Here is a 21,403-nt window from a genome sequence, read left to right on the forward strand (position 1 = left end):
CTTATAGCCTTATTGTGAATAGCTTTCAGACTACTAATATAAGTAAAAATAAAATATGAACAACTTAACTTTAGGAATTGATCTTGGAACCAACAGTATTGGCTGGGCAATTAGAGATATCACAGCAAGTGACAATCAAATAATAAAAAAAGGCGTTTTAATTTTTGATAAAGGTGTTGGAGAGGAGAAAGGTGTTGAGTTTCCTAAAGTGAAAAAACGTACTGAAAGTAGGGGGAAGCGTAGAAACTATCAAGCTGAAAAATATAGAAAATGGGAGTTATTAGATTTTCTAATAAAACATGGAATGTGTCCATTAAGTATAGATGAACTAAATAGTTGGAGAAAGTATACAAAAAAAGAAGAACGGAAATATCCCCAATCTCAATCTTTTTTAAATTGGTTACGTTTTGATTTTAATGGTGACGGAAAACCCGATTTTCATTTATTTGGGAGTGACAAGCATGAAAGTTATTATCTATTTCGAGCAAAAGCGGTTAGTGAAGCGGAGATTGATAAGCGTGTTTTTAAGGATAATCCAGAAATATTAGGGCGTGTATTTTATCAACTTGTTCAAAGACGTGGTTTTAAGGGAAGAGATGAAGAAGAAGCAAAAACAATGCTTAGAGGCTCAAAAGATGGGATGACCAAAGGTAGAGATGCTATTGCTGATTATATAAAGCAATACAAAAGTTTGGGAGCCGCTTTATATCATTATCAAAAAGAAAAATCAAGTCACTCAGAAAAAATTAGAATTCGTCAGCGTTATAACCTGCGCAAAGATTATGAAAATGAGCTTAAATTGATTTGTAAAATACAAAATCTTAACAACGACTTTTATTCAAAACTACATAAAGCGATTATTTGGCAGCGACCACTTCGTACTCAAAAGGGTTTAATTGGTTTGTGTACTTATGAAAAAAATAAACGTAGAGCACCAATAAGTCATCCGTTGTACGAGGAATACCGTACTTGGGTTTTTATCAATAATTTAAAAATTCAAGCTCCAGAAGAATGGGAGCATAGTAAATATTTAATTCAAAAAATTTATCCAATATTTTATAAATCGGGTAATGATTTTAGCTTGAGCACTATTTTGAAACAACTAAAAAAAGATGGGGCTATTGTTAATTCTGGCTATGGTTCACGAGAAAAAACTAAAGTACTTTCTGCTAAGTTACTCAAGAATTTTGAAGATATTTTTGGAGAAAATTGGCAGAATGAGCTTGGCTGGCATAATGCTTTTCTAAGAGAGAAACAACCAAAAAAGAAAGCAACCACTAATTACAGTTTTGAAGATATTTGGCATGTATTAGCCACCTTTGATAGCGAAGAAAAGCTGAGAGAATTTGCATTAGAAAAATTAAAGCTCAGTGAAGAAAAAGCTATCAAATTTTCTAAAATCAAATTACAACAAGGTTATGCAACATTAAGCCTTTCTGCTATAAAAAAAATTCTTCCTTATCTTAAGAAAGGGTTTATATATTCAAAAGCTGTTTATATGGCTAATATTCAAAAGGTATTAGGAACTTATGAAGTTTCTAGTGCTTTTATAGAACATTTTGCAACTGAGATTGATGTAATATATGAAGAAGTATCTGCTAAAAGAAAACTGAATAATGTTTTAAACGGATTATTTAAATATGAACTATTAGCAGAAGGCGATTATCATTTAGGTTCAAGTCAAGATTTAGACGTCTCGGATTATAGTCTAATAAAACAAAAATTGATTAATGAACTTGGAGAAAAGACTTGGGAGGAAACAATTAAGGAGGATCAGGCAGACTATTTAGACTATATATCTAAAGAATATAAATCCTTTTTGCAAAAACCTTTTCAGGCTAAAAAAGGAGCATTCATAGCGCAGCCTCGTATTCATCAGCATATTTTTAACTACATACAAGAGCATTACCAAGTAGCTGATGAAAACATAAAATATTTATGGCATCCATCTGAACAAGAAAAATATCCCAATGCATCAAGTTACGAGAAGGTAGAACTAAAAAACGAAACGGTTTATATTAATGAAAATGATATTGATGCTTTTTTGAAAAAAAAACCGAATGCAGAGCTTGAAGGAATTTCACTAAAATTGTTAGAAAGCCCAGAGCCTATAAGTAAGGGATTTAAAAATCCCATGGCCTTAAAAACACTTCATAAGTTAAAGCAATTACTGAATTACTTATTGCAAACCAATCAAATAGATGCGCACACAAGAATAGTGGTTGAAATAGCTAGGGAACTTAATAACGCTAATTATCGAATAGCACTTGAAAGATGGCAAAATCAACGTGAACGCGAGAATAATAACTATAAAAAAACTATTGAAGAAATTAATAAAGAGTCAGGCACTTCTTATAATTCTGAAGATAAAAACTTAATAAGAAAAATACGTTTATGGGAAGAGCAGGGAAAAAAATGTTTGTATACAGGAGACACTATAAATAAAAGTGACTTGCTCAATGGCGAACATTTTGATATTGAACACACAATACCAGCAAGTATCAGTTTTGATAATGAATTAAAAAATCTAACGCTAGCAAACAAAGATTATAACGCTAATGTAAAAGGAAAAAAATATCCAACTCAATTAGATAATTATCATACGGATAGTATGTTTAATACTAGGTCAATACAACCCATTATTAAAAATATTGAAGCCGTTTTTGGTAAACGAACGGTTGAAAAGAAAATCATAAAAAAGCATGGAAAAAAAGAAGAAATTACAGTAGTTAAGTGGAGTAAAATTACAGATTTAGAGAAGCAAATAGATGAATACGTTAAAAAAACAAGCTACGCTAGTACCAAAGAAATAAAGGATGTATTTATTCAAAAACGTCACCAGTTAAAGTTTGATTTAGATTATTTAAAACAAAAAATACAAACTTTTACAGTAGAAGAGTATAAAGCAAAGTGGCGTAATAGTAAATTAAGAGATACGCAAATAATGACCAAGTATGCTGTTCCTTATCTGAGGACAGTTTTTAATAAAGTTGAAGTACAGAAAGGAAATGTGGTAAATATTTTCAAAGAAGTATACCGGGTAAAGATGGTAAGTGATAAAAAAGATCGTTCAAAGCATAGTCATCACGCTATAGATGGTGCTATTCTTACCTTGATACCAAAACCAGCATATCGTGATGAAATCATTAAAAAATATCAATTAGAAAAAGATAACCATACAGGAAAAACGTATCATGAACAACCAATAGATTGGCATAATTTTAAACCAATTTTTATAAAAAACATTGAGACAGAAACCCTTATTAATAATTTAAAAGACTATAGAACCCTTACGCCAACCTTTAAAAAAGTTAGAAAACGAGGGAAAATAGATTATGATGAAAATGGAAAGATAAAATGGGCAAAAGGCGATGCAATAAGAGGGCAGTTACACGGTGAATCTCTTTATGGGGCCATTAAGCAACCCAAACGGGATAATTTTGGTAAGATTATTTTTGATGACAATAAAAAAATGCAGCTAGAAGATGAGGTAAGACTTGTCATGCGTAAACCACTATTGTACGCAAAAGACGCCTCTAGTCCAGGGTTTAAAAAGTTAGATGATTTAGAAAAGGTTATTGTTGATAAAGCTCTTTTTGAAATAATAAAAAAACAAGTTGTAAAGGCTGAAAGCTTTAAGGAAGCTATAGAAAAGGGCGTTTATATGCTTAATAAAAAAGGAGAGAAAGTAAACAAAATCAGACATGTCAGATGTTTTGATAGACTTAAATACACAACAGCTGTACAACCTCATAAGCATACATTTGTTTCGGATAAGGAATATAAACAAACAACTTATGCACAAAATGGAGAGAATGTCTATTGTTTGTTTTATAAGGGAAATGTCAAAGGAAAAGAAGAGCGAACTATTAGTATAATAGGGATTTTTGACTTAGCAAAACTAGACATACAAGACGAAAGAGAATTTTTTGAAATTCCACATTTTAATTCGGTTGTAAAGAAAAAAACGCAATTACCCCTATGTGCTGTTTTAAAAGCAGGTCAAAAGGTGATTTTTTACAAAGAGAGTGTAAAAGAACTTGCAGAATTAAATAAAGAAGAACTGTCTCAGAGGATGTATAAAATGTATCAATTTGAATCTGATGGGAGAATAAAGTTTAAACATCACATCATATCTGGTAGTAATACTGATATTAAAAAAGAGCATAAAGAGATATCATCAATAAATTTTAAAGAGTTTTCGCCCCTTTTGAGAATTTCATCAGGTGGTTGGAATTTTGCCATTGAAGGCAGGGATTTTGAAATAAAATTGGATGGAGCATTAATCTGGAAGTTCTAAGTTATGATAAAACACACGCTATTCTTTGGCAGTCCTGCTTATTTAAGTACCAAAAACGAACAATTGGCAGTAAATTTTCCTGAAGGGTCTAAAGATGAAGTGACCATCCCAATTGAAGATTTGGGCTATGTAGTGCTAGAAAATCAACAGATTACCATTACCAATGGGCTGTTAATGAAATTGGTTCAGAATAAGACCGCGGTAATTACCTGTGATCAACAACATTTGCCCAATGGCTTTTTACAGCCCTTGGTAGGGCATACCGAACAAACGGAGCGTATGCGGCATCAGTTAAATGCCAGTCTACCTTTAAAAAAACAGTTGTGGCAACAAACGGTCATGGCTAAAATTGAAAACCAAGGCAATCATTTACTGCAAAGGGGTAAAAAGGCTTTAAAACTGAAACGCTGGGCAAAAGAGGTGAAAAGTGGTGATGGCGACAATCATGAAGCCTATGCTGCCGCCTATTATTTTCAGCATCTTTTTGATGTAGAAGGGTTTAGTCGTAACCAAAAAGGTGTTGCGCCCAATAATTTACTTAATTATGGCTACGCCATACTTAGGGCAATAACCGCTAGAGCCTTATGTAGTAGTGGGCTTTTACCCTCTGTGGGTATTTTTCATAGAAATAAATACAACGCCTTCTGTTTGGCAGATGATATTATGGAGCCTTACCGGCCTTATGTGGATATGTTGGTCTATGATATTGTTGAAACGGGTTGTCCTTTAGAGGAGCTCAATACCAACTTAAAGAAAGAGTTACTGGGCATACCTGCTATGGATGTTATTATAGATGGTAAGCAAAGTCCTTTAATGAACGCTATGAGCCGTACCACAAATAGTTTATACGAGTGTTTTGAAGGTGGTAGTAGAAAACTTCTTTATCCAGAATTATAAGTATCAGTAACCTTAATTAGAGTGGTTCATTAAATAATTGGCTGGTATGAATGAAAATAGATACGAACGTCTTAACCAATATAGATGTATGTGGGTACTAGTATTTTTTGATCTGCCAACCGAAACGGCAACAGAACGTAAGCATGCGGCTAGGTTTAGAAAAGATTTGCTCAATGATGGTTTTACCATGTTTCAATTTAGTATATACATGCGCTTTTGCCCAAGTAGAGAAAATGCCTGGGTACATATAAAGCGAACTAAAAATGCCTTGCCCAAAAAAGGGAAAGTTGGTATTATGCAGATTACCGACAAGCAATTTGGAATGATAGAGTTGTTTCATGGTAGAAAGGAACAACAACCGGAAACACCAAGCCAACAATTAGAACTGTTTTGAATTAAAAAATAGTGGGTTGCCTTTCTGTTTTTAGAAAATATGGAGGTTGTTTTTTAATGCTACAATAGGGGTTAAAAAACAGTATACCAACTTGTTATGGTTGGTATACTGTGAATCATCAATAAAATTAAAGAACTGAAAGCAATTCACAACTATGTTGTAGAAAATGTTATAGTCGATCATACTGTGAATCATCAATAAAATTAAAGAACTGAAAGCAATTCACAACCCATTAACCGACTTACCGCCCAATAAATCACTGTGAATCATCAATAAAATTAAAGAACTGAAAGCAATTCACAACTAAAAGTTTTTCAATGTCCAAAATGTTTAGACTGTGAATCATCAATAAAATTAAAGAACTGAAAGCAATTCACAACGCTGTTGTAGCTCTACCTCTGCCGTGTCAAACTGTGAATCATCAATAAAATTAAAGAACTGAAAGCAATTCACAACAGAGAAATTGCAATACCATTGGACAATGAAACTGTGAATCATCAATAAAATTAAAGAACTGAAAGCAATTCACAACTACCCAGCCGCTTTAATTAAAAATGCGAAAACTGTGAATCATCAATAAAATTAAAGAACTGAAAGCAATTCACAACTATTAGCGGACTCGGGGGTGGTTTTATTGTACTGTGAATCATCAATAAAATTAAAGAACTGAAAGCAATTCACAACTTGGTATTCATCACTTCGTCTAGTTTTATGACTGTGAATCATCAATAAAATTAAAGAACTGAAAGCAATTCACAACTGTTCATAATTCAATAGATATGTTCCTTCTACTGTGAATCATCAATAAAATTAAAGAACTGAAAGCAATTCACAACTTGCATTGTTTTATAAGTTCTTCCCGTATGACTGTGAATCATCAATAAAATTAAAGAACTGAAAGCAATTCACAACTCAAGATGGTGATATGGCTATATACTTAGCACTGTGAATCATCAATAAAATTAAAGAACTGAAAGCAATTCACAACTTTCAGGCGAAAAAGGAAATCTCCAGAACGACTGTGAATCATCAATAAAATTAAAGAACTGAAAGCAATTCACAACTGGCATACCGCTATCCAATACAATTGGCTCACTGTGAATCATCAATAAAATTAAAGAACTGAAAGCAATTCACAACTATTTCATATCAATTTGAATTTTAAAATATACTGTGAATCATCAATAAAATTAAAGAACTGAAAGCAATTCACAACTATTTGGGATTTTATTTCTTCAATCGTTGGACTGTGAATCATCAATAAAATTAAAGAACTGAAAGCAATTCACAACTAGTAGGGCATTTAAAAGAGCCTCTCAAGAACTGTGAATCATCAATAAAATTAAAGAACTGAAAGCAATTCACAACGAGAGTGCCGGTTATGAGCTCAAGGGCGATACTGTGAATCATCAATAAAATTAAAGAACTGAAAGCAATTCACAACTCAATCGCCTCTATGGCTTATGGCCCAAAAACTGTGAATCATCAATAAAATTAAAGAACTGAAAGCAATTCACAACTGCAAATGGAATGCATGTAATTTTGTTTTTACTGTGAATCATCAATAAAATTAAAGAACTGAAAGCAATTCACAACTACGGTAGTTCAAAGCCTTTGCCATAATCCACTGTGAATCATCAATAAAATTAAAGAACTGAAAGCAATTCACAACAACATTAAATCTACCCCCTAAATAAGTTTTACTGTGAATCATCAATAAAATTAAAGAACTGAAAGCAATTCACAACCTTGGGTTGGTAATGTTTGGAAAGATTATAACTGTGAATCATCAATAAAATTAAAGAACTGAAAGCAATTCACAACTTTTGTCGTCGATATTCTTTAGGTCAAACACTGTGAATCATCAATAAAATTAAAGAACTGAAAGCAATTCACAACTGAAACCATTCCGTTTCAATCTCCATTATAACTGTGAATCATCAATAAAATTAAAGAACTGAAAGCAATTCTCAATGCTTTACATATTTTATATTACTACAGATTTCTTTATTTTTTTCTTCTTTATTAAAGAATTCTTATGGGCATTTAATTGCTGCAAGATACTGCTGGCTAAAAACTTTGCTAAATTAACGGGTACTGCGTTACCGATCATTTTATAACCGGCGGCCACTTTTTTATAATGAAAAATAAAGTCATTTGGAAAAGTCTGTATCCTGGCACATTCACGTACACTTAGTCTTCTGTAAAGATGTTCTTTTCCTGGTACAAAAATCCGAACGTCTTTTTCAATCAGTTTCATTTTTGGCGCCTGCGGGTGTATTGGTGCATGCCTGCCGCCTGCTTGTATGGTAAACGATTGTTCGTCCCAATTACGAACGCGGTTTCTAGACATGAACATGGTAGAAAAACCACCGATCATATATTCATGATTTGGAACAGGACAACGTTTACCGTTGGTGTTATTAAACTCTAAAGCAGGAATTGCTTTTTTATCTAAATCGCCTATGGCAGATTCTAGCGTTATTTTAGGAAAAGTTTCAGTAGGGAATTCATATTTAAAATTCAGGTCTTTTCTAATACCTATAAAGAAAACTCTTTTTCGGTCTTGCGGTACGTTATAGTCAGCTGCATTTAGCATTTGAAAAGATAGATCATAACCAGCACCGGCATTTTTTAGTAGCTTTTTAATACCATCAAGTGCAGTACTGTGCTTGCCAATAAGCATTCCGCTTACGTTTTCTGCTAGAAAGAACTTGGGCTGTTTTGCTTCAAGTATCCTAATAAAATCATAGAATAGCTGTCCTCTTTTGTCCTGAATACCTCTTGCGGCACCAGCGGCACTCCAACTTTGACAGGGCGGTCCACCAATGATCCCGTCGCAATCTGGCACTTCATCTGCAGGTATGTCCACAATACTTCTTTTATCGAATGTAGTATTTGGATGATTTTTCTCATAAGTCTCCCAAATATCCTTATCATACTCATTTGCCCAAATGACATTGAAGCCAGCTTGTTCAAAACCAAGGTCAAGTCCGCCTGCTCCGGCAAAAAAGGATACTATATTCATTTTTTATGCTATTCTTTTATGTTCGTTTTCTTAAATAAGTCATCAGAAACACATCATTTGAAAACAAAAATACATTTTAGAATTTCAAATTGCTTTTAATTCAAACATCTATTTTATTCGATAATCGAGATTTAAATGCTCCGGTGCTTGCGTTTAAATAGTAATTATGTTTTCAAATTAATACTTTGAGGGCTTGCCCCAAAGTTAGTTACCGCTATGGTTTCTTTTTTACGTTTAATGTCTGCTACATTATTTTCAAATGCCTTTACTGTATGCTGATCTTTTATGACCAAATGCATTCCTACTTCGCAATGTATTCCGTTATAGCTTAAATGGGGCATGTTTTTGAATTTAGGAATGGTTACATTGTCCAAATAAATAAATTGAGTGGGGGTAAAGTTATAGGAGCAATATATAAGTGTGTCGTCTATGAGTATGAATTTTGAATGAATGTTCTCATTGACAAAATATTCGGTATTTTCGGTTTTAATAAGCTGACTAAAAAATTGTTGAAAGTTGTTGGTGTTTGCAGGTCTTCTGAATTTTATCTCTTTAAACTTTTTTTCATCCTTAACCAGTGGGGCAAATGTCTGTGATAAACAAGTGACCTTTATTCCTTTGTTCGCCATAGAAATAACCTCGCCTAATATACCTTTACGTATTTCGTTCTTATTGATAATGGTATGGTGTTTTGCGTTAAATTCATAATTAAATGCTGCCAAATGCTGTGCACAAACAATAATTCTTTCCTTAGCTGTAAGTATAAGTGCTGATAAGGTTTTATCTAGAAGATGGGCAGAATTTTCATAGAACGGAGCAGTAATACATACCAAATTTGAAAAATTAAAATCTATTTTCTCGTATGTATTACATGTGGTATCTAAAGATGCCCTGTAGTTTTTAATGTGAATAGAGTTACCGATCAAATTCTTGTAAAATGCTTTTATGTGTTCCTCATAATTTGGCTCGTCTTCTACACAGATCATAGATTCGTTTTTTACTAAATCTCGTACTGCCAAATTTGACGAACTCATTACGGCTATATAGCCACTTTTCTTTTTAATGTATGCAGATTTAATATGTAAAGAATAGGGTAGAGCTCCTCTTGAGAATTTTTTTACGCGCGCACTTCTCACATACAAATGCGGAAATATATATAAATTGATATTTTTGATCGATGTTGATCTATACATCTCGCCAAAAATATTTCTGGCCAAATTATACTTCGTAAGACTTTTGCTAGATCTTTTGCCCGTTACAAGGTTTTCTATAACTTTTGGCTTAGAATGGTCGTAACCTTCTAGCGGAATAGTTATTACATTCACTACAATACCACCTGCAGCTACTTCTTTTAAGTAGTCATGCAAATGTTGGTTGTTATACAAATACCATGAAATGTTGATTTCTTTAATATCATTTCTTTGCTCTTCAATAGTTGCTATAAATTTTTGTAGTAACAAAGGAGATCCACCTTGCTCATAAAAACCGAAGCGATCTTTATAATGGTCAGGTTCGTCAAAAAATGATTGAAATGGCATGTATGTTTTAACTGATTGTTAGAATGTAATAATACGGAGTTTTGATTACTTCACACTAATCAATACCGCCTCGCAACTCTGTAAGTCTGAGTTAAGTATAATATTTTCAGATTTCTTTCCGTCAGATATCTCTACAGATACGGTGTTGGGTGGCGAATCTCCTAAATTATGAGCGTAAAGAAATAGGTCATTAGACTTTTTGGGGTCCAACTTAATTTTAAATTCCTTTTTCAAATAGGTTAAATAGTGTTTTTTAACTACTTGTGCACCGTTAAGGTAAATGGAAACGATATCACCATCTTGCCTGCCGTGGTCCCATATTTTTACGATGATGTTTTCAGAGTTGAATTCTAGTTCTTTGGTGTATGAAATTTTTCTGTTATTAAAGCTGTCCCTAACCTTAGGTTTGCTTTTAGTTTTGGTGTTAGGCCTGTTGTTGGCTTGGGCAACTACAGTTTGTTTAGGGGGTATTTGCTCTTTTGCTTTAGATCTGGATCTCTTTTTTTTCGGGGTTACCGTATTTGCATTTGCTAATTGCTGTTTTTTCCTTCTTTCGTCCGATGCCGCATTTGTAATGGTGAAAAAAGGGGATACTTTTTTGGCAATGTTGAATTTATCATCTGGGAATAACTCTATGGCCACTACTTGATATCTATTGCCAGATCCAATGTTTTTTGCTAGTTCAATTCCGTCTTCAAAACCGTCATTTTTAAAAGAGCCTAATTCTTGCACCACCATTTCATTTCTTACAAGAAAAAAACGGATAGACTTACTGGTGTCAATTTTTACGGTATTCCATTTCAAGGCTATTCTATCTGGAATATTCCAGACTGTTTCTTTATTTGGCGAATTTAGATGTATAGTAGCTATGTCTTGTGCAAAACTAAAAGTAGCTAATAGTAATAGAGCGGTAATCAATATAAAGTGAATTTGTCGCATAGGTAATGTCTTATTTTAAAAGATCATGTTAAACGATAATCTGTCTAAGTCCCTTATAATCTACAAGATATATGAAGTTGAGCGAAAAACGATATTATTTTAATATAAGTATCATTGGCTTTTGGTTCAATGAAATCAAATTAATTTCTTATCAATAGCTGATTTTATTGGATAATTGAGATGTACATACCCTGATGCTTACGTTAAAATTTCAACTATGTTTTCAATTCAATGTCTTGCGGATTTGCTCTTAGGTTATGTACTATTTGTAATGCTATACTTTTGTTTTCATGTTAAAAAACGGAAAAAATCCAAATAACTGGAAATATTCCATAATTTAGCTGTCCCGAATTTTTAGAGCGATAGTTATGAGCAAGACCATACTTCATATAGATTTAGATACTTTTTACGTTTCTGTAGAACGGTTGAATAATCGCGAATTGCAGAATAAGCCTTTGTTGGTAGGCGGTACGGGAGACCGGGGAGTAGTAGCGGCATGCAGTTATGAAACCCGTGGTTTTGGCGTACATTCTGGTATGCCTATGAAAATGGCACGTGAACTGTGCCCTGATGCTGTTGTAATTCGTGGTAATGCCGGTGATTACAGTAAGCACTCAGACGTGGTGACAGAAATTATAAAAGAGTATGTGCCTGTATTCGAAAAATCGAGCATAGATGAGTTTTATGCAGACCTTACCGGTATGGACCGTTTTTTTGGCTGTTACCAATATGCATCAGAAATGCGAAAGAAGATTATTAGAGAAACGGGACTCCCCATTTCTTTTGGACTGTCAGCCAATAAAGTGGTTTCTAAAGTAGCTACGAACGAGGCTAAACCAAACAATCAATTAAAGATAGATGAGGGATTGGAGAAGCCTTTTCTTGCACCGTTGTCCATTAAAAAAATACCGATGGTGGGCGATAAAACCTATCAGACTTTACGAAACCTTGGTTTACGGCAGGTGCGTACCGTACAAGAAATGCCTATGGAAGTAATGCAGCGTGTGTTAGGTGCCAATGGCGGTGTAATATGGAAAAGGGCAAATGGTATTGATAATACGCCCGTAATTCCGTTTTGCGAGCGAAAATCTATCTCTACCGAACGTACTTTTAATAAAGATACTATTGATGTTAATAGACTAAGAGGCATTCTAATTGCCATGACAGAAAATTTAGCCTATCAATTACGACGTGGAGATAAACTAACGGCATGTATTTCGGTAAAAATTAGATATTCGGATTTTAACACGTATTCAAAGCAAATGCGAATTCCCTATACCAGTGCCGATCATATTCTAATTCCTAAAATACTAGACCTGTTCAAGAATTTATATAACCGTAGGTTATTGGTGCGGTTAATAGGTATTCGGTTTACGCATTTGGTATCTGGAAATTATCAAATCAACCTTTTTGATGATACCGAGGAAATACTCAGTCTTTACAATGCAATGGATAATATAAGAAAACGCTACGGAGACAAAAGTGTCTTACGAGCATCGGGCATGGGCGCAAAAACAATAGGAAGAATGCATAACCCTTTCAACGGACTGCCGCCAGTGGTGTTGGCGCATCGGAAAATTTAATCCCCCTAGCCCCCAAAGGGGGAATGAAATGTTGGTTACTTCGGCTAAGCTCAGTACAAGTGTTGGTTGATAGTTTTTGGAGGTTTTGTCCAGTCGAGTGCAGTTGAGACCTATTTGTTTGTTGAGGAGAGAAAAGAAGAAGAGCATTGCGCTGCACGCCGAGCGCCACACTCAAAGCGCAAACACGAGCAACGAGCAACGAAGAACCAACAACGAAAAGCGTAGCGTCAAGCGTTCAGCGCAAAGTGCAAAAAAAACGAACAACGAACAACGAATTTGTACCTAAACTGCCACACATACTACAGCCTTCGTTACGGCACTTTCTCGGAGATCGAGCTTTTGCAATTGGCAAAAAAACATGGTATTACGCAATTGGTATTGACAGATATTAATAACACCTCTGCTTGTTTAAACTTTGTTCGTAAAGCACCTGAGTTTGATGTAAGACCTATTTTAGGTATCGATTTTAGAAACGGAGTAGAGCCTTGCTTTGTGGGTGTTGCCAAGAATAATGAAGGGTTTTTAGAGCTCAATAATTTCTTATCACATCACATTCATCACGACAAGAAAATTCCAGAAATAGCTCCGCAGTTTAAAGAGGTGTTTGTTATTTATCCTTTTGAGAAAGTCCTTCAGCATGAAAAAAAAACCTTTGCAGAAAACGAATTTATTGGAGTTTCTGTAAATGAGCTAAAACGGTTGCGATTCTCAAAATTATTGGAGCAACGAGATAAAATTGTATTGCTGCAACCCGTAACGTTTAGGAACAAGCGCGATTTTAATGCACATAGATTGTTACGGGCTATTGATAACAACACTTTGCTGAGTATGTTGCCGGTTACGGAGCAGGCACGGGAAGATGAACATATGTATGCGATTCCCAATCTAGCGGCACATTTTTCCGAGCATAGTTTTATTCTAGAAAATACCCAACGGTTAATGGATAGCTGCTCTATTTATTTTGATTTTTCCGAGGGGCGAAAAACGCAGAATCTAAGCAGGTATCTGGGAAGCAAAGAAGAAGATGAGGTTTTTTTGGAGCAGTTGTGTCAAGAAGGATTGCCAAAACGATATCCAGAAATAAACCAGGCGGTGTTGGATCGCTTGGAGAAAGAGCTCTACCTCATTAAAAAGATGGATTTTGTCTCTTATTTTCTTATCAATTGGGATATTATCTCTTATGCCCGAAAACAAAAATTCTTTTATGTAGGTCGTGGTAGCGGTGCCAATAGTATTGTGGCATACTTACTTTTTATTACTGATGTGGACCCTATGGAGCTCGACCTTTATTTTGAACGTTTTATAAATCTGTATCGTGTAAATCCGCCCGATTTTGATATTGATTTCTCGCACCGAGACAGGCCGGTGATGACGGAGTATATTTTTAACCGCTTTGAAAATGTTGCGCTGTTGGGGACTTACGTTACTTTTCAATCTAGGGGCGTTATTCGGGAATTGGGTAAGGTATTTGGGCTGCCAAAAGATGAAATAGATGTGCTGTGCAATGGTAATGTAGAGACCAGCAGGTTAGATGCAATATCTGCGTTGGTTTTGAAGTACACGCAACTGTTACACGGTATGCCCAATTACTTGAGTATTCATGCAGGCGGAATTCTAATTACAGAAAAACCTATTCACTGGTTTTCGGCAACTAATATGCCTCCAAAAGGTTTTCCTACCACACAGTTTGATATGGTTATTGCCGAAGATGTCGGTATTTTTAAGTTTGATATTCTTGCCCAACGCGGACTCTCCAAAATAAAGGAAACGCTGGATATTTTGGAGCGCGACCGACCCGAAGAATTTGCCAAGTTTGATATTCATGATATTAAGGCATTCAAGCAAGATCCAAAGATTAGTAATATGGTAAAAACAGCGCAGTGTATGGGGTGTTTTTATGTGGAATCTCCCGCTATGCGAATGCTATTGAAAAAGCTAGAGGTAGATACCTACTTAGGTTTGGTAGCGGCAAGTTCTATTATTCGCCCGGGAGTTTCTAAAAGCGGAATGATGCGTGAATACATTCTTCGGCACCGTAACAAGGGTAGGGCAAAAGAACTTGCGCATCCGGTGATGTTAGAAATTATGCCAGACACGTATGGGGTAATGGTCTACCAAGAAGATGTGATTAAAGTAGCCCACCATTTTGCCGATTTGGATTTGGGCGAAGCAGATGTATTACGGCGTGGTATGAGTGGTAAGTTCCGTTCACGGGAAGAGTTCCAAAAAGTGCAAGATACCTTTATGGATAATTGCCGGAAAAAAGGCTATGCGGAAAAACTGATTCAAGAAGTGTGGGACCAAGTGGCAAGTTTTGCTGGCTATGCTTTTGCTAAAGGGCATTCCGCTTCATACGCAGTAGAAAGTTACCAGAGTCTGTTCTTACGGGCGTATTATCCGTTAGAATATATGGTAGCCGTACTTAATAATGGTGGCGGGTTTTATAAGCCTGAATTTTATGTGCACGAAGCACGTATGTTGGGGGCAACAATACATCCGCCTTGCGTAAATAGAAGTAATGCGGGCAATCGTATTTATGGTAAAGATTTGTATTTAGGATTAGGCTATTTACGGGATTTGGAACAGCGGGTGATGGAGCGTATTTTAAAAGAACGCTGTGTGAAAGGACTGTTTAATTCTTTGGAAGATTTTCTAGATAGGTTGATTATCTCCATAGAGCAAGTAAGTATTTTAATACGAATTGATGCTTTTAGATTCACCGAAACCAATAAGCACGAACTATTGTGGAAAGCACATTTGTTTTTAAATAAAACTAAAAAAGTAGACCACCCAAAATTGTTTGCGCCACGGCAGCAACACTTTCAGATTCCGTCATTGTATAGTACCAATTTAGAAGTAGCCTTTACGCAGTTAGAATTGTTGGGCTTTAGTTTATGCAGTCCGTTCGATTTGTTGTTAGAACAACCCTTAAATACTTCCGGTAGTAAAGATTTGGAGCGGTATGTAAACAGGAATATAGATATCTACGGATATTTAATTACCGTAAAGAGAACGCGGACACATACAAAGAAAGCAATGTTCTTTGCCACATTATTAGATCAACAAGGGCAAGTTTTTGATACGGTATTGTTTCCACCTGTAGCGGCAAAATATATGTTTAGGGGAAGAGGAATATATCGATTCTATGGCAAAGTAGTCAGTGAGTTTGGCTTTTTGAGTATAGAAGTCATTAAACTACAAAAACAAGACTTTATACAAGACCCTAGATATGCAGATATGAAAACCAGTACCAAGGTTTTTGACCAAAAGAAAACGGGTGAAGAGAAAATTGGAAAAGAGAAAATAGAAGTTAGAGAATAGAGGAATCGCCATTCGCTATTCGCAATGCGCCACGCGCTCAGCGCAAAATAATCGTCGCGAGAATCGTTCAGGGTGAGGTTAAAAGCGCCAAGCGCAAAAACCATCAACCGACAACCAACAACCAAAAAGCGTACAGTGTCCAGCGTTTAGCGAACAGCGCATAAAAAAACCGACAACTGACAACCAACATTAAAAAGCTTCTAGCACATAGCCTATAATCCAAAATAATATCAAGAACACAAAAAAGGTTCCGATACACCCACATTTACCACCGCCTATTTTTTTAGCGCCATACCAAGCACCAAAGAATTGTATTAGTTTTTTCATAAGAGCAATTTACAGGTATGTTTGGTTGTTATTCATAGAAATTGTAGCCCTAAAAAGAGTGATGGAGAATTAAGGTTTGCGCCCACTTAACCGTTCTAAAGTATCCATAACTAAAAGTCCGTCTTCTGCAGCACAAGGATTTTCATTTTGTCCAAGAAAATAATCTACCGTAGCTTTGATCATAGGTTCTTGAACGTGCTTGGGGTTTTTAAATTTAAAAATTTCAGTACCTTTTAAATTATTGAGATGAACTTCGCTATCAAAGAAAGAGAATTTTATGGAACCCTCTGTTCCGTAAATAATACATTCATCTTTTTCATTTAATGGTGAGGAAGTAAAATTCCAAATACCCCGAAATTGTATTCCATTTTCAAAAGAAATAACTCCATTAACAGTATCTTCTATTTTTGAGTTGTGCTCGGTAGAATATGAGGTGCCGCTTACTTTATTCATTGCTCCAAAATAGTGATACATTAAATCAATTTGATGCGGCCCCAAATCATAAAAATAACCACCACCTGAAATTTCAGGGTTTATTCTCCAATTCTCTTCGCTATTTGCTATAAACAAGGATTTTTTAGCTTGCAAGATTTGAATATCGGCATGTGTAATTTTTCCGATAGCATTTTGGTCCAAAAGTTCTTTTACTTTTAAAAAAGCAGGTAATTTTCTGCGATAGTGGGCAACAGTAAGTTTGCTTTTACTATTTTTTACAGCGTTGCATATTTCTTTAGCTTCAAGTGCATTTAAAGCCATGGGTTTCTCTAGGTAAACGTGTTTGTTAGTTTTTAATGCTTCTAAAGTATATTGTAAATGAGTAGAAGGCGGGGTTGCAATATATACAGCATTAATCTCTTTGTCTCTTAATATATCTTGGGCAGAGTTTGTCCAATTGGGTACATGGTGTCTATGGGCAAAATCTTGTGCTTTGTTCGCATTTCTTCTCATCACACATAGCAAGGCGGAGTTTTCTGCCAATTGAAAAGCCGGTCCGCTTTTAACCTCTGCGACATCGCCACAACCAATAATTCCCCATTTTATCATTTTACTCTAATATTTAAATTGTTGTAAATACTTATTTTGCTTACATAAAGTTACAATTTCGTGTTGGAGTTACCATTTCTGCCAATAGAATTCCCATATATGATTCTGTTAAATTATTTTTGAATAAAATAAAGAATATATGGCTTCAGGTTTTTTCGCAATTTTAGATGATGTGGCAGCACTTTTAGATGATGTAGCGGCGATGAGTAAAATTGCTACAAAAAAGACAGCGGGAATTTTAGGTGATGATTTGGCGGTAAATGCGGAAAAAGCATCTGGTTTTGTTTCACAGCGAGAGTTGCCTGTGTTGTGGGCAATTACAAAAGGTTCTTTATTAAATAAAATTATAATTCTACCTATTGCCTTTTTGTTAAGTGCCTTTCTACCATGGGCGGTAACTTTAGTTTTGGTGCTTGGCGGAATTTATCTTGCCTTTGAGGGAGCCGAAAAAATATATGAATTTTTTGTGCCCCATGAACACGAGCATGTTACAGCTGATATTGAACCTATGACCAAAGAAGAAATTTTGGCATTGGAAAAAACAAAAGTGAAATCTGCTATAGTCACTGATTTTATTTTATCTATTGAAATTGTAATCATTGCATTGGGAGCGGTAATATCTGAGCCTCTTCTTACACAGATTTTAGTTGTGTCCGTAGTGGCGTTATTGGCTACTGTTGGTGTTTATGGTATTGTGGCCTTGATTGTGCGTATGGATGAATTTGGGACTAGGCTTATCAATTTGAATGAAGAGGATGATAGTGTCTCTGATAAAATTGGACATTTTTTTGTAAGTGCTTTGCCAAAAGTGATTAAGGGATTGTCAGTTGTTGGAACAATTGCACTGTTACTGGTCTCTGGTGGTATTTTTGTTCACAACATTGATCTTTTACATCATTTACTGCCAAACGTACCTGGTATTATAGTAGAATTTCTTGTAGGGCTCGTTATCGGTTTCGTTGCACTTTTACTTTTTAAAGGGATGAAGAAGTTGTTTAGAAAGTAAAGGGTTGATTTAAATTCGATGCCATCGCAAATATGATATTGTGTAGCTATATTTCTATCCGATAATCATATTTGTTAGTATAATATATTTACAGAAGCCTTAACGGTAAAATAAAGCCGTTTAGGGAACAATTTTAGAGTGTGTAAAATGGAATATTCTTACTTTGTGTATTGATAATAATCGAGGTATAAAAACTACCATTAATATTCATCTGTTTTTAGTCTCATTTCTTTAATAAATGCTAGAAAATGGTGGTTCATTGCTTGCTATATAGGACAGCGTGGTGAAGCTTTCACCAAGAGGATTACGGAAGAGAATTTTATTAAAAAGAGTGAGAATTTGATTATCAAGGTAATACAGAAAAAAGATAACAAACCTATTGTAATACCAGTATTACCCAAAGTTAGGGAAATCTTTGGGCAAGGGCTACTTTATTCAGTTTCTACCCTAAAGCTTAATAAACATTTTAAGACGTTAGGTGAGAAGGCGGGAATTGATAAATCTACAATGGGAAGGTTAAAGGAAAAAGTAGATAAAGTGGGTTTAAGAGGTGTAAAAAGGGTGCGTCCTAAATGGATGTAGATGAGTACTCATATAGGCAGAAGAACTTTTGCGACTATTCATTATAGTGAGCTCGACAATGCCTTTATAATGGCTGTTACAGGTCATAAGAAAGAATCTTCATTTTTGAAGTATGTAAATAAATCAAATGACTCGCATGTAGACCCAATAATGCACTATTACTGAAAAAAGAGGAGGAAGATAGAAAGTTGGTTAATTTATCTTTAGTTAAAGGAACAGAGTCAGCCTAAAGTGTGTTTTCATGGTAGGAGTTATTATTAAGTGTGTTTTATTTCCCCAAAGTGGTCATTGCATTGTTTTCTTATCATTTTCATATAGTATTCTCGTAAAAGAGTCCGGTATTGATTGATTGGACTCTTTTTAGTTTATCATGTATTCAAAAGAACAGAAACAAAAAATGCCCCATTTATATGGGGCATTGATATTGTTACTCAATTTATTTTAATCCTCTAGTTGCATAGTAAAATAGATTTTATACTCAACGCCATTATCCTCTACTACAACATAACCGTCGCGATCATTCACCGTTGAGGCATAATCTTCATTGGATAAAGCCCCTGTTAATACCGTGGTGGGATAAGTGAAATAATTCTCTACAACAACCTTTTCATGTTTACCTGTTACGATTCTTTTTATAGTATAATCCCCAATATCTTCATTGAAAGTCAAAAGAATCTGTTTTGCAGAAGTAGCATTGCTGTCGCTATATAGCTTTGACTCAGTAACCTCTAAAGTTGGGTGCTCTGAAGGCAGTTGCGTAATAGTAATGCTGTAACCGATGTATTCTAAGGGATAGATCGTATAGTTACTTGAATAACCCACTTCATAGGTTCCCGTTGGCATGTATTGGCGAGATGAAAGATCAACGATAAGGTTTCCGTTAGCATCTACTTCTTCACTATAAACATAATAGTAATTACCCATACCATCACTTAGCAACACATTACTTCTTTCCCTTAAAAAGTTTGAGTTGGCATAACCAATAACAGGACCATTAAACAAATTTTCCCCTACTATTTTAAAAGTCCCATCTTTGCGCACCGAAGTAGTACTTATAGAATTAACTACCGGCTCCTTGGCAAAAACAACCTCTATTTTGTTTCCTTCGCTATTGACAAGGTCAAATACTTCCTCCCCATCGGCATTTCGTATCGCTAATTTAAAATCGGTACCTTCTGCCGGCAATACATTTGGAAGTTCCGGCATCTCAACCCTAACCCCTGATGTAATAGATGTATTATACTCATCTTTTTTAATCAATTCATAATAGACCCCATCCTTTAACAGAAAAAATTCATGATCATCTACAGCATCATCCTTTATATACACATACAAATCTAAACCATGCCCTGGCCATATTGCTTTCTCAACAGGTATTGGATTGCCATCGTTATAAGGGGTTACCACCCTTGTGAAATTCGATCTTCCTTTAAGTAACCTAAACCCGTCAGATTCATCGGTATTATCACTTGCGATCGAAACTTCAAGTTCAAATCTGTGATTTATATAGGAATCGGGTAGGGTTGCCGTTATTTCCTTGGTTTCTTCATTAATACTCTTTACCTCGAGGTCAAAGGACTCCAAATCACTGAACAACCGTACCTGGATACTATCGCGATAAGGTGTGAGTTCATTCACCTCGAACGTTATATCGCCTCCTAAAGGCACATCAGCAAATTCACTTGAAACAAAACCATCTATTCTCACTTCTTCAAGTGGCCGATTCTTAGCCAAAACAAGCATCTCATTTGTTGTACCGTCGACTCCTGTCACTGTATATTTGACCGGAGAAGAATAATCAGTTATTCCAGCGGGATCAGGCTCTAAAGTAGATCCTTCAGATACCTCGATCTGTGCTTTTAAATCTGTTATATCGGCAAACGTGAACGTATAATACAACGTATCTATATCTGCCGGATTTTGCCCGTAAAAACCCGTGCTATAACTGCCCGAATTCTCAAATGTTACCAGTGTAATTTCATTTTCGGAATCAGATTTGTCCAATACGGCCGTATATTTCTTTTGAGATTCGTCCTCAGCTGTTACCGTATATTTAACTGGACCGGTAAAATCTACCGTTTCTTCCGAAGCGGGATCTATATCCGCCATTTCGGAATAGGTGATTATCGGTGCCAAAGCAGTTAAATCCGTGGTAGAAGGAAAAGTATAAAAGATACTGTCGTTCCTGATTATGGCCGTATAATCTTCATTGTCAATACTTATTTTAAATGAAATAATCTCTTTGGCATCACTCAAAACCTCCTCTTCCGGAGTTTTAGGCGAATCATCGGATTCATTTTTAGAACATCCTAAAAAAGACAAGGTCAATAAAAAAAGTGCAATAGGTTTTTTAAGCATAATTTGATTGTTTGTTTGTTGAGTTGGTTTAACGACGAAAATATAATTTCATTGCCTTTAAAAACATAAACACGGGTATTCACAAC

Annotated in this window: 14 protein-coding genes and 1 CRISPR repeat array; of the genes, 8 read left to right on the forward strand and 6 right to left on the reverse strand. The window is 35.2% G+C overall.

Going from position 1 to position 21,403, the window contains the following annotated elements; all coding sequences use genetic code 11:
• Nucleotides 1-55: 55 nt before the first annotated feature.
• The 3 genes from cas9 to cas2 are packed head-to-tail and all read left to right on the forward strand — an operon-like array spanning nt 56 to nt 5,591.
• Entirely contained in the window at nt 56-4,300 is a 4,245-nt protein-coding gene (cas9, locus tag BW936_RS04225; RefSeq protein ID WP_076547059.1) for a type II CRISPR RNA-guided endonuclease Cas9, read from the forward strand.
• Between the two features lie 3 nt (nt 4,301-4,303).
• A complete protein-coding gene (cas1, locus tag BW936_RS04230) occupies nt 4,304-5,197 on the forward strand; it encodes a type II CRISPR-associated endonuclease Cas1 (RefSeq protein ID WP_076547060.1) in 894 nt (297 codons plus the stop codon).
• 46 nt (nt 5,198-5,243) lie between these two features.
• Entirely contained in the window at nt 5,244-5,591 is a 348-nt protein-coding gene (gene cas2 / locus BW936_RS04235) for a CRISPR-associated endonuclease Cas2 (RefSeq protein WP_076547061.1), read from the forward strand.
• Nucleotides 5,592-5,698: 107 nt separating this feature from the next.
• Nucleotides 5,699-7,567: a CRISPR direct-repeat array (repeat unit 47 nt; unit sequence ACTGTGAATCATCAATAAAATTAAAGAACTGAAAGCAATTCACAACT).
• A gap of 11 nt (nt 7,568-7,578) precedes the next feature.
• Here cas2 and BW936_RS04240 read toward each other — a convergent pair.
• The 3 genes from BW936_RS04240 to BW936_RS04250 form a co-directional block, all read right to left on the reverse strand.
• Entirely contained in the window at nt 7,579-8,619 is a 1,041-nt protein-coding gene (locus tag BW936_RS04240) for a DNA cytosine methyltransferase (RefSeq protein WP_076547062.1), read from the reverse strand.
• 164 nt (nt 8,620-8,783) lie between these two features.
• The gene (locus tag BW936_RS04245) at nt 8,784-10,157 is read right to left on the reverse strand and encodes a hypothetical protein (protein ID WP_076547063.1); all 1,374 of its coding nucleotides are present in this window, start codon (nt 10,155-10,157) and stop codon (nt 8,784-8,786) included.
• Nucleotides 10,158-10,202: 45 nt separating this feature from the next.
• Nucleotides 10,203-11,096: a hypothetical protein gene (locus BW936_RS04250; protein WP_076547064.1), complete on the reverse strand. Its 894-nt coding sequence runs from the start codon at nt 11,094-11,096 to the stop codon at nt 10,203-10,205.
• Nucleotides 11,097-11,464: 368 nt separating this feature from the next.
• On the opposite strand from BW936_RS04250, the gene dinB reads away from it, so the two are divergent.
• Together dinB and BW936_RS04260 are read left to right on the forward strand one after the other, a co-directional pair.
• On the forward strand, nt 11,465-12,679 hold the full coding sequence (gene dinB, locus BW936_RS04255) for a DNA polymerase IV (protein ID WP_076547065.1): 1,215 nt from the start codon (nt 11,465-11,467) through the stop codon (nt 12,677-12,679).
• Between the two features lie 276 nt (nt 12,680-12,955).
• A complete protein-coding gene (locus tag BW936_RS04260) occupies nt 12,956-16,000 on the forward strand; it encodes a DNA polymerase III subunit alpha (protein ID WP_076547066.1) in 3,045 nt (1,014 codons plus the stop codon).
• 189 nt (nt 16,001-16,189) lie between these two features.
• Here BW936_RS04260 and BW936_RS19710 read toward each other — a convergent pair whose 3' ends face one another.
• Both BW936_RS19710 and BW936_RS04265 read right to left on the reverse strand, forming a co-directional pair.
• Nucleotides 16,190-16,327 (reverse strand): hypothetical protein, encoded by a 138-nt coding sequence (locus BW936_RS19710; protein WP_167368346.1) that lies wholly within the window; start codon nt 16,325-16,327, stop codon nt 16,190-16,192.
• A 69-nt stretch (nt 16,328-16,396) separates the two neighbouring features.
• Nucleotides 16,397-17,371: a Gfo/Idh/MocA family protein gene (locus BW936_RS04265; protein ID WP_076547067.1), complete on the reverse strand. Its 975-nt coding sequence runs from the start codon at nt 17,369-17,371 to the stop codon at nt 16,397-16,399.
• A gap of 139 nt (nt 17,372-17,510) precedes the next feature.
• Between BW936_RS04265 and BW936_RS04270 the strand changes: the two genes are divergently transcribed.
• The 3 genes from BW936_RS04270 (at nt 17,511) to BW936_RS19580 (ending at nt 19,124) form a co-directional block, all read left to right on the forward strand.
• Entirely contained in the window at nt 17,511-18,377 is an 867-nt protein-coding gene (locus BW936_RS04270; RefSeq protein ID WP_076547068.1) for a DUF808 domain-containing protein, read from the forward strand.
• 339 nt (nt 18,378-18,716) lie between these two features.
• The gene (locus tag BW936_RS04275; RefSeq protein WP_076547069.1) at nt 18,717-18,959 is read left to right on the forward strand and encodes a site-specific integrase; all 243 of its coding nucleotides are present in this window, start codon (nt 18,717-18,719) and stop codon (nt 18,957-18,959) included.
• Nucleotides 18,960-19,124, forward strand: coding sequence for a site-specific integrase (locus BW936_RS19580; RefSeq protein WP_159438995.1), 165 nt, complete (start codon nt 18,960-18,962; stop codon nt 19,122-19,124).
• A 276-nt stretch (nt 19,125-19,400) separates the two neighbouring features.
• On the opposite strand, the gene BW936_RS04280 is transcribed toward BW936_RS19580, so the two are convergent.
• Complete coding sequence (locus BW936_RS04280; protein WP_076547070.1) at nt 19,401-21,317, reverse strand: hypothetical protein; 1,917 nt, start codon at nt 21,315-21,317, stop codon at nt 19,401-19,403.
• Nucleotides 21,318-21,403 lie beyond the last annotated feature (86 nt).

Origin of the sequence: Maribacter ulvicola, from assembly GCF_900155985.1 — a bacterium.
Taxonomy (GTDB): Bacteria; Bacteroidota; Bacteroidia; order Flavobacteriales; family Flavobacteriaceae; genus Maribacter; species Maribacter ulvicola.

Bases quoted from the DNA above. Each gene is read 5' to 3' on its own strand.
- cas9 (WP_076547059.1), top strand. From the start codon at position 56: ATGAACAACTTAACTTTAGGAATTGATCTTGGAACCAACAGTATTGGC.
- cas2 (WP_076547061.1), top strand. From the start codon at position 5,244: ATGAATGAAAATAGATACGAACGTCTTAACCAATATAGATGTATGTGG.
- dinB (WP_076547065.1), top strand. From the start codon at position 11,465: ATGAGCAAGACCATACTTCATATAGATTTAGATACTTTTTACGTTTCT.
- BW936_RS04245 (WP_076547063.1), bottom strand. From the start codon at position 10,157: ATGCCATTTCAATCATTTTTTGACGAACCTGACCATTATAAAGATCGC.
- BW936_RS04265 (WP_076547067.1), bottom strand. From the start codon at position 17,371: ATGATAAAATGGGGAATTATTGGTTGTGGCGATGTCGCAGAGGTTAAA.
- BW936_RS04250 (WP_076547064.1), bottom strand. From the start codon at position 11,096: ATGCGACAAATTCACTTTATATTGATTACCGCTCTATTACTATTAGCT.
- BW936_RS19710 (WP_167368346.1), bottom strand. From the start codon at position 16,327: ATGAAAAAACTAATACAATTCTTTGGTGCTTGGTATGGCGCTAAAAAA.
- BW936_RS04280 (WP_076547070.1), bottom strand. From the start codon at position 21,317: ATGCTTAAAAAACCTATTGCACTTTTTTTATTGACCTTGTCTTTTTTA.
- BW936_RS04240 (WP_076547062.1), bottom strand. From the start codon at position 8,619: ATGAATATAGTATCCTTTTTTGCCGGAGCAGGCGGACTTGACCTTGGT.
- BW936_RS04270 (WP_076547068.1), top strand. From the start codon at position 17,511: ATGGCTTCAGGTTTTTTCGCAATTTTAGATGATGTGGCAGCACTTTTA.
- cas1 (WP_076547060.1), top strand. From the start codon at position 4,304: ATGATAAAACACACGCTATTCTTTGGCAGTCCTGCTTATTTAAGTACC.
- BW936_RS19580 (WP_159438995.1), top strand. From the start codon at position 18,960: ATGAGTACTCATATAGGCAGAAGAACTTTTGCGACTATTCATTATAGT.